This window comes from Brevundimonas sp. (genome assembly GCF_031082345.1).
Taxonomy (GTDB): Bacteria; Pseudomonadota; Alphaproteobacteria; order Caulobacterales; family Caulobacteraceae; genus Brevundimonas.
This window is the reverse complement of sequence record NZ_JAVHLH010000351.1, coordinates 1-2,065: the sequence shown is the minus strand read 5'-3', so window position 1 is coordinate 2,065 and position 2,065 is coordinate 1. Positions and strand designations below refer to the sequence as shown.

Here is a 2,065-nt window from a genome sequence, read left to right as displayed (position 1 = left end):
CTCGCCCCTCGCCCCTCGCCCCTCGCCCATCGCCCCTCGCCCCTGGACCTGATGACCGACTGGAACGACCAACTCGCCCCCTCCCTCGACGACTTCGCCCGGCTGGCGCGCGAGGCGTTCGACGGCCTGCCCGAGCCGTTCCGCTCGCTGGCCGGCGACGTGGTCATCCGCGTCGACGACTTCGCCGACGAGGAGACCCTGGCGATGATGGAGATGGAGGATCCGTTCGAGCTGACCGGCCTCTATCACGGCGTCGACGTCGGCCGCCGCGAGGGCCTGGGCCCGGCGCCCGAAGCCTCACGCATCTTCCTCTACCGCCGCCCCATCCTCGACGAATGGTGCGAGCGCGGCGACGTCGGCCTGTCGGAGATCATCGCCCACGTCCTGATCCACGAGATCGGCCACCATTTCGGCCTCGACGACGACCAGATCCATCACATCGAGGATGCGGCGGATTGAGGAGGACGCATCCTTCTCCCCTTGAGGGAGAAGGTGCCCCGGAGGGGCGGATGAGGGGTGAGCCGGCTCCTGACTCGCCGCCAGCCAGCTTCCCTTGAACATCCCCCTCATCCGACCCTACCGGGCCACCTTCTCCCCCGGAGGGGAGAAGGAAGCAGGATTGTTGCGCTGCAAATCCGCCGCCAGCCATCACACTCTCACCGGCCAACCCGCTGTTTTCGCTCAGTACCGCCCTCCCCCCAGCGTCCTGAATCCGCCGCAGGGCGCGGCGGTGGTAGGATCGGCCCGGTCTTTGACAATCGATTCCCGCGCCGCCGCCAAGGCGACGCTTCCGCAATCCGCACGGATCGGACGGTTCGGACGGTTCGGACGGTGTTTTCTATTTTCATCCGGATGAAACCTGGACTGACCCGAGGCGGCGCCCCCCCGCCTTAAATCCTTCCCGATCTGTGGTATAAGCCGCGCCTCCCGCCACCCAAGGATGTCCCCTTGAGCCTCACGCTCGATCTTTCGCGCACGCCAGCCGCCGTTTCGACGGCGCCCGTCAACCTGTCCGGTCTGACGCGCGACGAGCTGCGTCAGGCGCTGATCGACGCCGGGGTCTGCCCGCCCGAGAAGGCGAAGATGCGCGCCAGCCAGATCTGGGGCTGGATGCATCACTATGGCGTCACCGACTTCGCGGCGATGAGCAATGTCGCCAAGGACATGCAGGCCAAGCTGGCCGAGCATTTCACCCTCGCCCGCCCCGAGATCGTCGAGCGTCAGGTGTCGCAGGACGGCACCCGCAAATGGCTGATCCGCACCGCCCCGGGCATCGAGATCGAGACCGTCTACATCCCGGACGTCGGCCGCGCCGGCGCCCTGTGCGTGTCCAGCCAGGTCGGCTGCACCCTGAACTGCACCTTCTGCCACACCGGCACCCAGAAGCTGGTCCGCAACCTGACCGCCGCCGAGATCGTGGCCCAGGTCCAGGTCGCCCGCGACGACCTCGGCGAATGGCCCTCGCCCAAGGAAGACCGCCGCCTGTCCAACATCGTCTTCATGGGCATGGGCGAGCCGCTCTACAATCTCGACCACGTCGCCAACGCCATCGACATCATCTCCGACAATGAAGGCATCGCCCTGTCGCGGCGCCGGATCACCGTCTCGACCTCGGGCGTGGTGCCCCAGCTCGACGCACTCGGAACCCGCACCCAGGCCATGCTGGCGATCAGCCTGCACGCCACCAACGACGCCCTGCGCGACGTGCTGGTGCCGCTCAACAAGAAATACGACCTGGCCCAGCTGATGGCCGGCATCCGCGCCTATCCGGGCCTGTCCAACGCCCGCCGCGTGACCTTCGAATATGTGATGCTGAAGGGCGTCAACGACAGCCCCGAAGAAGCCCGCGCCCTGCTGAAACTGATCGAGGGCATTCCTGCCAAGGTGAACCTGATCCCGTTCAACCCGTGGCCGGGCACGGACTACGAATGCTCGGACTGGAAGACCATCGAACGGTTCGCGGCCATCCTCAACAAGGCCGGCTACGCCTCGCCGATCCGCACCCCGCGCGGCCGCGACATCATGGCGGCGTGTGGACAGCTGAAATCCGCGTCGGAGAAGAAGA

2 protein-coding genes are annotated in these 2,065 nt (G+C 66.9%); both read left to right on the top strand.

Features of this window, described 5'->3' with window-relative positions; all coding sequences use genetic code 11:
* Positions 1 to 51 precede the first annotated feature (51 nt).
* Positions 52 to 459 carry a metallopeptidase family protein gene (locus RDU12_RS15175; protein ID WP_300292711.1) on the top strand — a complete coding sequence of 136 codons (408 nt, stop codon included), beginning with the start codon at positions 52 to 54 and terminating at the stop codon, positions 457 to 459.
* Between the two features lie 489 nt (positions 460 to 948).
* A partial coding sequence (gene rlmN, locus RDU12_RS15170) for a 23S rRNA (adenine(2503)-C(2))-methyltransferase RlmN (RefSeq protein ID WP_308685467.1) occupies positions 949 to 2,065 on the top strand: 1,117 nt, incomplete at its 3' end.